Source organism: Komagataeibacter medellinensis NBRC 3288 (assembly GCF_000182745.2).
GTDB lineage: Bacteria > Pseudomonadota > Alphaproteobacteria > Acetobacterales > Acetobacteraceae > Komagataeibacter > Komagataeibacter medellinensis.
In genome coordinates, this window is sequence record NC_016021.1 from 66,321 (window position 1) to 76,071 (window position 9,751).

The 9,751-nt window shown below is 57.3% G+C and carries 12 protein-coding genes; 6 read left to right on the forward strand and 6 right to left on the reverse strand.

From position 1 onward, the window contains the following. Positions 1-377: 377 nt before the first annotated feature. Together GLX_RS16075 and GLX_RS16080 are read left to right on the forward strand one after the other, a co-directional pair. On the forward strand, positions 378-1,046 hold the full coding sequence (locus GLX_RS16075) for a hypothetical protein (RefSeq protein ID WP_007284655.1): 669 nt from the start codon (positions 378-380) through the stop codon (positions 1,044-1,046). A 48-nt stretch (positions 1,047-1,094) separates the two neighbouring features. Next, positions 1,095-1,355 carry a helix-turn-helix domain-containing transcriptional regulator gene (locus tag GLX_RS16080; protein ID WP_007284654.1) on the forward strand — a complete coding sequence of 87 codons (261 nt, stop codon included), beginning with the start codon at positions 1,095-1,097 and terminating at the stop codon, positions 1,353-1,355. A 95-nt stretch (positions 1,356-1,450) separates the two neighbouring features. Here the strand turns inward: GLX_RS16080 and GLX_RS19110 are convergent, their stop codons facing one another. The 6 genes from GLX_RS19110 to GLX_RS16105 form a co-directional block, all read right to left on the reverse strand. After that, positions 1,451-1,648, reverse strand: a complete 198-nt coding sequence (locus GLX_RS19110) for a hypothetical protein (protein WP_018307573.1) — start codon at positions 1,646-1,648, stop codon at positions 1,451-1,453. 18 nt (positions 1,649-1,666) lie between these two features. Further along, positions 1,667-2,086 (reverse strand): hypothetical protein, encoded by a 420-nt coding sequence (locus GLX_RS16085; RefSeq protein WP_007284653.1) that lies wholly within the window; start codon positions 2,084-2,086, stop codon positions 1,667-1,669. Continuing rightward, a complete protein-coding gene (locus tag GLX_RS16090) occupies positions 2,079-2,321 on the reverse strand; it encodes a type II toxin-antitoxin system Phd/YefM family antitoxin (RefSeq protein WP_007284652.1) in 243 nt (80 codons plus the stop codon). Before GLX_RS16090 ends, GLX_RS16085 begins: the two co-directional genes overlap by 8 nt. Positions 2,322-2,531: 210 nt before the next feature. Then, positions 2,532-2,996 (reverse strand): hypothetical protein, encoded by a 465-nt coding sequence (locus tag GLX_RS16095; RefSeq protein WP_010667336.1) that lies wholly within the window; start codon positions 2,994-2,996, stop codon positions 2,532-2,534. Between the two features lie 101 nt (positions 2,997-3,097). Continuing rightward, a complete protein-coding gene (locus tag GLX_RS19115) occupies positions 3,098-3,316 on the reverse strand; it encodes a NepR family anti-sigma factor (protein ID WP_231850473.1) in 219 nt (72 codons plus the stop codon). A 101-nt stretch (positions 3,317-3,417) separates the two neighbouring features. Continuing rightward, entirely contained in the window at positions 3,418-5,304 is a 1,887-nt protein-coding gene (locus tag GLX_RS16105; protein WP_014095395.1) for a ParB/RepB/Spo0J family partition protein, read from the reverse strand. A 692-nt stretch (positions 5,305-5,996) separates the two neighbouring features. Between GLX_RS16105 and GLX_RS16115 the strand changes: the two genes are divergently transcribed. From GLX_RS16115 to GLX_RS16130, 4 genes are all read left to right on the forward strand, one after another. Next, a complete protein-coding gene (locus GLX_RS16115) occupies positions 5,997-6,647 on the forward strand; it encodes a hypothetical protein (protein ID WP_007284620.1) in 651 nt (216 codons plus the stop codon). A gap of 192 nt (positions 6,648-6,839) precedes the next feature. Beyond that, complete coding sequence (locus GLX_RS16120) at positions 6,840-7,871, forward strand: Abi family protein (RefSeq protein WP_010666724.1); 1,032 nt, start codon at positions 6,840-6,842, stop codon at positions 7,869-7,871. 65 nt (positions 7,872-7,936) lie between these two features. Beyond that, positions 7,937-8,242: a WGR domain-containing protein gene (locus GLX_RS16125; RefSeq protein WP_035730650.1), complete on the forward strand. Its 306-nt coding sequence runs from the start codon at positions 7,937-7,939 to the stop codon at positions 8,240-8,242. Positions 8,243-8,559: 317 nt separating this feature from the next. Then, a complete protein-coding gene (locus tag GLX_RS16130) occupies positions 8,560-9,546 on the forward strand; it encodes a FitA-like ribbon-helix-helix domain-containing protein (protein WP_007284617.1) in 987 nt (328 codons plus the stop codon). The last annotated feature ends 205 nt before the right edge of the window (positions 9,547-9,751 follow it).

Genomic DNA, 9,751 nt, shown 5'->3' on the forward strand with positions numbered 1-9,751 from the left:
ACGCCTTTCGTCCCGACACCTTCAGATCCGCCGGCAACGCAGCGCAGGTCTAGGGGTCATCTCAGGGGACCCGTCTGCACGGAGCGACCAAAGGGAGCGCAGGAAGATGGGGTGGATGATCCCCTAGACCGGAGCGAGGCTGCTGGCATCAGCGCAGCCCCCCTTTGGGGGGCGAGCATCGGGGGGATATACCGGGCTTCCGATCGTTACCCGGATGGGCGGAGACAGACGGCGACCGTAGCGTAGCGCAGGGTGGTGGCTGGCTCCGGTGAGTTGGTCGGGAGACAGGTGCGCGCACCTGGCTCGCGGCCTTACGAACTAGAGCGGAAATCAAGTGACCGAAAGAATTTCACGGCAATCACAAAAAGAGAAAAATCTTGTCTGACACTCAACTGATTTCAGCATGTCGAGCTTTTGTATCGTTCAAGGACCGACTGGATGAAAGCCTGACGGAAGTCGATGATCCGTATGAACGCTTCTACGAACGCAGGGCGATTTTTCCGAAGAAATTTCTACGCGACGCGCTTCCCTTTTCCGATGCGTTTTACAGCTATGATGACATGGTTCCAGAGACTATCGACCCGACGCTTGTCATCTCGGGGCAGTATCGGGACCGACCGGATCAGGGGAGAGATTACGATCACGAGATCATGGAATGGTCTGATGGTATTGTGAGCGATAACGACAAATATTGCTCAGAGGCACCGAGATATGCCCGTATCGGAACGATGCCGCTTTACGTGGCTCTGGAAGGCAAGAACCGGGTGACTTTGTTCAAGCGTCATCAGCGCCCGATGCGGGCCTTTATCACGCCGGTAGCCTTTCCGGCTCCGTCGGATCTGACGATCGTGCGGTTTTCCCCGTTCGGCGCTTACGGATTGGCTTATCAGGATGAACCAGCCAGAATCATTCCCTATCCTGAAGTCGCCCTGCCCCTTCTGACGGCTTATGGCGTTACCAGCCAAGAGAAAAGCTGGTCGCTGCGGGCTGCTGGATACGCCCGCACAGCACAGAACGAAATCAGAAAATCTCGCATGGCACCATAGAAAACCAGCTACTGCCGCGCCCCAATAGCAAGGACTTGGAAATACCCGATGAAGACTTCTGGACTGGATGTGTTTGATGGCGTCAAGGCGGCACAAGATCCTCGGATACAGGAGGAACTTCTGAACATGGCATGGGCAGATGGCGACGCAGCGGCGTTTGCTCATGCTCTTTCGGTCATAGCGCGCGCGCAGGGAGCGGACGATATTGCGAAGGAAGCCCTGTCTGAAAAAGGCGATCTCGACCTGACCGGCCTGTTCCGCATCATGTCGGCGCTCGGCATAAAGGTGACGTTTCATGCGGCGGACTGATGCGGCACACGCCGAAGGGATGGCGGCCTGTCGGGCCGCCACAGAGCAGTCAGCCCCCGCGAGGGGGCTTCAGTTTCAAGTGTCCGCTTAGACGTTCACTTGCCTTTGACTTTTTCGACGCTCTTCAGGCCGAAAGCGGAAATCCGGTCCATAACCTCGCCGCATTCTGCGCAATGAACAGTAAACTTTTCACTCCACCCCCCATGCTCCGGTCCCGTTTGAATTGTTATTCTATTCACTGTGCCGCATTTTTCACATTTCTCTTTGTAAGATTCTTCACCAATATTACACATATTTTTGGTATTCCTTTTTCATGTCCGTTTCGAGATACGCAATGCCTGTGCATCGCGCATTGAGCGGAACGCCAGAACGATCTGTTTGCTGAAAGCGGGACTGAACTGGCCGCGCGCGGTTCGGTCTTCCAGCGTGTAGGACGTTTCGAGGATGTCGTAATTCACTTCATCCACCATCACCCACAGGGGCATATCCGTATCCAGCTTCGCCCTGCGGGCCTCGGTTTCCGGAATCAGCACGGCCTGACGATCAGCAGCAGGCTCTTTGCTCGTGATCGGCAGGATGAAGAGGTGATGCTTGCCGTCCCGGTCAATGGCAACGACCACCACGCAGCTCGGCCGCTTTTTTCGGCCTTCCGTCTCACCTCGTAAATCCTGCCATTTCCAGAGATAGTGATAGTCGATGACCTGGCCGACACGCGGGAAGTCATCAGCCATTCAGATAGTCCTCAATCCCCTGATCGCACAGGACGGCAACGTCTTCAGGCATATCGTTGACGGCATAAGCCTTCTGACTGCCCGTATCCCTGCTGGTCAGCGTCTCGTATCGCTCCATCGACATGACAACGAACCGGGGCTTGCGATGCTTGGTGATGGCGACGGGGGCGACGGCTGCGGCCTCGAAGAGATCGCCGGTATTACGGGTCAGGTCGCCCGCTGCAAACTGCTTCACTGGCTTTATCCTCCCACGGGGGCAATATCAAGAATATACAGAAATTCTGAATATTCCGCAAATTAAATCGCTGAGGATAGCAGAGGCATGGCGGCCTACAGGGCCGCCAAATGATACACAGCCCCCGTCAGGGGGCTTCCGTTTATCGTGGCTATCCCGAGGGGAGAAGAGACTATGCCACAGAGGGCGCAACCATCCGCTCTTCTGTGCTCACCTAGCTGATTTTTTCGCGACCAGCAGCGCAGCCACAGGTCCGCCCCATGCCCCCAGCAGGCTGAGGACGGCGATTGCGGTCGAGAACCAGAGTGGCAAAGCCTCGGGCGAGGCATCGGCTCCCATCATCATCGGCAGACCCAGCACGCCGAACATGAATTGAAAGAAGACAACGGGCAGAGCGATGATTTTCACAGATCGAAAGCTGTGCGTGAACATCACAGACAGGCCCGCCATCATGACAGAAAAAAAGAGACCGGCCGTCAGGATGCCTATCCCATGAAGGGCCAGGAACCATTGCGGCAAGAGTTCCAGCCCACGGTCCCGCATCAGACAGAACATAATCACGACACCAGTCAGAAAACCGAAAGTCACGATCAGTTTCAGCGTGTCGATGGCATCAGCAATATGCCCAGCCAGACGGTCAACGCCATTTGGCGCAGTATTCTGCTCTGTTGTCATGTCCTAATTCCACCAGAACCTGTTTTGCCGTTACTACCATAAGCCCGGTCTTATGCGTAAGAAATTGCCGGTCGCTTATGGGAGCAGGAATTGATTTTGACTTACTCGTGCCGAAGTAACGCACTGTCTGCCTGATGTTCGGGTTTCTCACTTTCTGGTGCCTCGGAAAGAAGAGACAAAAGAGTATCGGGAACCGGTTCCTTCACCACAGCACCGAACCGGGCGCGCAGCGCGCGCTTCAGCCACGACGCCAGAAAATTTTCATCTGAATACTTGTGCATATCCGATCCTTCCCACTGCATTTTAATCGGATCGCCCACGACAGGAAGATTCTGGCGTCGTAGAGCACTCCACAATGTTGCGAACCCGGCATCATCAGCCGGAGCGGGTGGCCGGGGCGCAGTGCCCCGGCCGGTTGTTGTCATGCGGTCGCTGCGCCGGGTGTGCGGAGAAAGGCCGGAAGCCATCCGCTTTCCGCTGCGGCCTTGGCCGCGTCGGTGGCGAGGGCATCCCGTTTTGCCTTCTGCCAGTCGCCGGGGTTTGCTCCTGCCTCGGTGATGTAGTCGGCAATGGTGGATTTCGTCAGCGAACGGAAGAAGTTGTCCGCATCGGGCTTCCACCATTCGCGCATGTCGAAGCCGATTGAGGCTGCGATGTCACGCGACGAGCCGCGCTGCCTGTCCACGGACCAGTCCTCCTTTCCGGCATTCACGAAGGGCAGGGCGCAGGCGGCAAGAATTTCGACCAGTTCGCTTTCGGTACGGCCCAGAAGCCACGGCCACAGCCGATCATCCTGCGGGATGCGCAGAGGGTTGAGGCGTTCCAGCCGATATTCGGCAACCGCGCACATGGCCGGGTTGGATGCCTTGTCGTGCGGCGTTTCGGGCGTCTCGAAGCGGGGAGACATCGCGCCGTGGTGCTGCATCAGAAGCGCATGGACCAGAACCCGCAGGACCATCACACTGTCCCGCGCAAGCGTCGCCTGTAGGGCGGCTGTCCGCTCGCGATAGAGCGTTTCCATCAGACCGTTGGGAATGGTGGGCACGGCACTGTCATTCTCGGCTGTGCTGGCGCTGGCGGCGTCCTTCTTCTTCGCGCCGGGTTTGACCACGCCCACATAGGTCGTGCCGATCTCCGCCCCCTCGGTCATGATGAAGACCCCGGCCTGTTCCTTCTGCTCGGCGCTCCACAGGTGAGCCGCATTCTGCAATGCCTCAAGCTCGGCGGTCAGGGCGTCGTATTCTTCGTTTTCCTCGTCGGTCAGGCCCTGGGACTGCTCGTTTTCCTCGATCTCGGTCAGCCGGTCGGCAATCGCCTCGATGCGTGCGGCATCCTCGGCGGTTGGCTCGGCCTGTTTTGGCGACAAACGAGGGGTGGAATAGAACCAGCTTGGCCGGTCCGTGATGCGTTCAACCCATGACCAGCCTTCGGCCCTGAACCCGGCTTCGACTTCGCCCAGCTTCTTTTCGGCCAGTTCGTGCAGAAGCGGGGTATCGGTCAGGAAACCGTTCTCTCCGAACAGGTCCTGCACCACGGTCCCGCCCGCAGCGCGGTAGGTATCCAGTCCGACGAAGGAGACGATGCGGCTGCTTTCGGGAACGGCCCCCTGCATGAGCCGGTTCTTGATGGAGTGCGGGGCAACCTGAAAGTGCGTATCCAGCACCCATTGCAGCACACTGTCCTGCGCCTCGTGATCGTCCGCCACGGTGAAGGCCGAAACCTGTTCGAGCGTGAGCTGATCCTGTCGGAAGGCGCTCATGACAGCAGGAGAGACGGACGCCAGCTTCAGGCGCTTCGCGACGATTGAAGCGGAGACGCCAAAACGCTGCGCGATCTGCTCGACGGAGCGTCCCAATTCGACCTGTCGGGCGAACGCCTCAAACTGGTCGGCCGGGTGCATCGCATGACGCTGCACGTTCTCGGCAAGGCTGATTTCCTCGGCTTCCTCGGGTGTCACGATCCGGCAGAGAACGGACTTGTCCTCGGTCCAGTCGCCGCGTTCGACCAGCAGGGACATGGCGAGAAAGCGTCGGCCGCCCGCGACAACGCCGAAGCGGTCACCATCCGGCACGACGACAAGGCTCTGGATCAGGCCAACAGCTTTCAGGTTGTCGGCCAGTTCTTCGATAGCGATGGCGGGCACCGTGCGCCGGACATTCAGGGGCGAACGGAACAGCTTGCTGAAGGGGATGCGTGTCCCGTCTGTATCGTTGGCGGGCGTCGTGATTGGCGTCGGCGTCTTGCTCGTAGTCTTTTTGGCGGGCTTCGTGGTGGCTTTCTTGGGCTCACTGCGGAGTGTTGCAGACATAGGGTTTACCCTCCCTGCACCGGGCGGAGAGGAAGGACCATCCCCCCACGTTTTCCCGCCCGGTGTTCTTATTATATACACGATATAATAAGGGAGGGGCAAGAGAAAAATGCAGTTTTTCACACAGATAATGGCGGTTCCCCGCCAAAAATTACCCTTGCATCCGCCCCCTCAAAACCCCAGCCTTTCGTTCGACCTGCCAGCGGCAGGGCGAAAGGCAGCGCAGCGACGCCTTTCGTCCCGACACCTTCAGATCCGCCGGCAACGCAGCGCAGGTCTAGGGGTCATCTCAGGGGACCCGTCTGCACGGAGCGACCAAAGGGAGCGCAGGAAGATGGGGTGGATGATCCCCTAGACCGGAGCGAGGCTGCTGGCACCAGCGCAGCCCCCCTTTGGGGGGCGAGCACCGGGGGGACATACCGGGCTTCCGATCGTTACCCGGATGGGCGGAGACAGACGGCGACCGCAGCGCAGCGCAGGGCGGCGGCTGGCTCCGGTGAGTTGGCCGGGAGACAGGTGCAGCGCACCTGGCTCGCGGCCTTACGAACTAGAGCGGAGATCAAGCCCCCGAAAAAACCCGCACGCGCATCGCTGATCTTTGAGGGATAAATCCATTCGTCACGAAAGAATTTCATTGACGAATCAATGATACCCCATTTATCAGAAAGAAATCAGCGAGGAATCAGACCGATATGGCGAATATCTTTGAAGACCCCAAAAAGGCAGCCAGAAAGTCACAACTCTTTGAAGCTGGCATTCATGCGTTAGAGAATGACGGATGGCAGGTCGAGAAAATCCCCGGCTTCGGAAAAGGAAGCGTTCGGAAGATTACAAAAGGCAGCCAGGAACGAATCGTATCAATCAGGACGACGCAGGATCAATGGATTGCGTTTCCGAGGAATGATGCCGGTGATGCCTGGGTCACGTTGTCCGATGTGGATGCGATCGTGGCCGTTTCTGTAGATGACAAGGAAAATCCGCGCTTTGCGCAGGTGCATCTTATTGAAGGTGATGAAATGCGCGCGCGCTTCGACCGGGCATATCAGGCTCGGATCAAGGCCGGACATAGTGTACCGAAAAAGCGGAGAGGGATCTGGATTTCACTCTACGATGAAGAAGCCAGCAGCCCCGTTTCGCGTGTGGGAGCTGGTGCTGGAATAGCTCATAAGCCGATCGCGCGCATACCTCTGGCAGAACCTGGTCTTCCTGCCGAACAGGAAAAGAAGGAGGCCGGTCATGCCGGCACCGATTTGCGGCCACTTTCCATAAGCGATGCGAAGAAAAGTCTGTCGATGTTTCTCGGGGTGCCGGAAGAATCCATCGAGATCATCATACGATCCTAGAGACAAGCGTGTTGCAGTGAGGTCGCTCAATGGCATCGCGCGCCGACGCCGCGATGCGCTTCCGTGGAGCGAACCGCGATATTTAGGACACGCTAGAGGATACACTAAAGGGCACGTCACAGGATACGCACGGAGCGCGGTTTCCGTTTATGCTTGACTCCCGCCGTGTATCAGCTTAAAAGCCCACTTAATATGGCCGTCTCCGCTGTTGTGCTGCGCGCAAGCTCAGGACATCAAGGGACGGCCTTCTTTATTTTTAGGCACATGCGTCCGCCTTATACCAAGCCCCACCTCAGTTTTGCCGATCAAGTTGATCTCCTGATAAACCGGGGCTTGGGAGTGACAGACCGGACCAAGGCGATCCATCACCTTCAGCGCATTGGTTACGGGCGTCTGGCACCGTATTGGGAGCCTTTCGAACAGAACGGCCCCGATCCTCGCGATCCGTCCCGCATCATTCGCACCGACCAGTTCCGACCGGGTGCTGAGTTTCGCCACGCAGTCGATCTTTACCTGTTCGACAAGCAGCTCCGTCTTCTGTTCCTAGACGCAATCGAGCGGATTGAGGTGGCATTGCGCGTGGATCTGGCACACACGCTCGGAAAGCGCGATCCGTGGGCACATCTCTCGCCAGCTTTCCTCGACACGCGCCGAGCGAACACACCATTCCACGACGGCACACGCCACCAGAATTGGCTCGACAAGGCCAATCAGTCGATCCGACGTTCGAAGGAAAGCTGGGTAAAGCAGTTTTTCGACACCTACAGCTCGCCCCTGCCGATCTGGATGGCCGTTGAGACTTGGGATTTCGGCACGCTTTCCTGGCTTCTGTTCATGGCGCACCCACGGGACCGCTTCGCGATCGCGTCACGATACGGTCTGCTTCCCGATACGCTGGTGAGCTGGATCAGGTGTCTTGCGTTCGTCCGCAACATCTGTGCCCATCATTCCCGCTTATGGAACTCGCCGATCATCAATCAGCCCAATGTTCCGAAAGAGCAGGAGGCACCCACAGTCGTTCATATCGGAACGGAAGTCGTGCGGCGAACTCGTGTTTATGGTGCGGCAGCCGTGGCAAGCTGTCTCGTCAAGGAGATCAGCGCCGGCACATCATGGAGCCGCCGGATGAAAGCGCATTGGATCGACTTCCCGACAATGCCTCTTGCAAGGGCCAGCCAGGGCGGCTTTACCGCGCCGTGGGACACGCTTGAGATCTGGACCTAGACCCTTCCATTCTTCTGTACTCGCGGCTGGTCCGGTGCTAGAATCTGGTTATGGGCAGGACCGTCATGAAATCCAGACAGTCGAAAAAATCCGCCGCCTTGCATAAGGCGGCCCAGCTCGCGTTGTTCCCGCTTACGGCACGTCTTCGGCGTATTCGACCGGAGCTGAATGAATGGCGCTTTTATGCGATGTCCGTTCAACCTGACCTGTTCGGCGGCGCGGCGCTCGTGCGGCAGTGGGGCCGGATCGGCACGACGGGATCGCAGTGTCTCGATCTCTATCCGGACGAAGGTACGGCCATCAATGCGCTGTCGAAAATGGTCCGTTATCGGCAGAAACGCGGCTATACGCTCGCCGTTGGTCAGGATTAACTCAGGGGCAGTGTGGTTCCTGCATGGCCCTGCGACAAACTCCATTCATTGAGCGAGCTGCACCATGCTGACACGAGGGTTTCACTCGTGTCAGCATCAGTTACCGCTTTCCACGCAGCATGAGTCGTTTGTTGAAATCTCAGGCTTGCGAGCGGGCTATCTTAAATCCGAAGCGCGGGAAGTGGACGACGACTGTCCCGGCATTCTCCTACTCGTTTTCTCATTCACTGGACGGTGATAATAATGCAATCAAGATAATGATTGCATTGTGATAGCATCTAGGTGCAATCATTCTTTTATCGAAGGAGGATGATCCTGTGCCAAGTCTGACAATCAGGAATTTAGACGACACTCTTATCAATGCTCTGAAGCGCAAGGCCGGGGCGTCGGCCCGATCCGTCGAAGCCGAACTGAGAATTGCGCTGAAGGCGTGGGCAGACCAGCCCGCCATGATGCAGGTCGAGGCAGTTTCACAACGCTTGCAGCAAGCGATTGCCCTCGCAGAAAACGGGCGAGCAAGCGATTTCTCGACACGTCCACCATATAGCGCCGCGCGCCTGGCTGACGCGATCGGAGAAGATCACGTCACGCCTGTTGCACAATGGATTGAGGGGATAGCTGAGCCCAGCCTTTCCCAACTCAAGGCCATTGCCGCTTACTGCTCGGTATCGGCAGACTGGCTGGCTTATGGCGAGGGCACCCCATATCTTTGCGAGTATGACCGAATTCCAGAGAATGCCGGTCAAGGGGTCCTGTGGCTGCTCGATGCAGACCCCAAAACCCTGAAAACACACCTTCAGGGGCTACGGTTCATCCGATGCGCCGGCGAACGCGGTGGATTGCTCCTGGTGAAACAGTGGGCTGACAAGGATCTGGTTATCCGCACGCCTTACGTTGTATCCGAGGACACGGGCGGGGGCGGTCGGAGTTCCCTGCGTAATCTTACTCAGGTCTGGCACCTGCTTTATCAGGTCTACAGCGAGTGCGATCTGGCCCCGGATCTCGCAATCACGAGCCACATCGCAAGCGAGCGCACCTACCGCCAGCTTCAGGACGGTTGGCACAACCCGTCAGCACTGCTTCACGACCTGCCCTCCCAGCCGTGGTGGGAAGACATTTGGGATTCCAATGAGTTCGCACGGAGCAATTACTGGCCGGGATGGAAAAAGCTCTGCACGGATCTGTACGAAGAAATTTCTGACAGTAAGAGCGCATCGAACATTCGGGAGTCGATCGAAAGCGGTGAGCATCCGCTTTTGAAAGAAATCGAGAACGCAGCCCTTCTAGGGAAGCTCGATACGTGAAACAGTTCGCCTGTCACTTCAGACCAAATACATCTGTTGTGCAAAATCTATATGATCTCAGGCCCGCGCATATTGGATGGTGGCAAGTTTTTTTCGTTTGTCCGCAAATGAATAATAATAAAATCTGTTTCCATCACCTGCACCGAAACGATAACGTCGGATCAGAATCATCAAGCAGACAAACAAGCCTTGCGTCACACGCAAT